2 tRNA genes are annotated in these 201 nt (G+C 51.2%); both read left to right on the plus strand.

Annotated elements, in window-relative coordinates:
• A tRNA-Val gene (locus AC27VO_RS16585) sits at window positions 1-75 on the plus strand.
• Window positions 76-102: 27 nt separating this feature from the next.
• A tRNA-Val gene (locus AC27VO_RS16590) sits at window positions 103-177 on the plus strand.
• Window positions 178-201 lie beyond the last annotated feature (24 nt).

A 201-nucleotide genomic window follows, 5' to 3' on the forward strand; every position in this document is an offset into this window, starting at 1 on the left:
GGGTGATTAGCTCAGCGGTAGAGCACTGCCTTCACACGGCAGGGGTCACATGTTCGATCCATGTATCACCCACCATTTTGAATTTGCAGCAATGCAGATTTAGCGTGATTAGCTCAGCGGTAGAGCACTGCCTTCACACGGCAGGGGTCACATGTTCGATCCATGTATCACGCACCATTTCAAGCCGCAGCAATGTGGTAT

This window comes from Comamonas sp. 14P8.1.4, assembly GCF_057799285.1.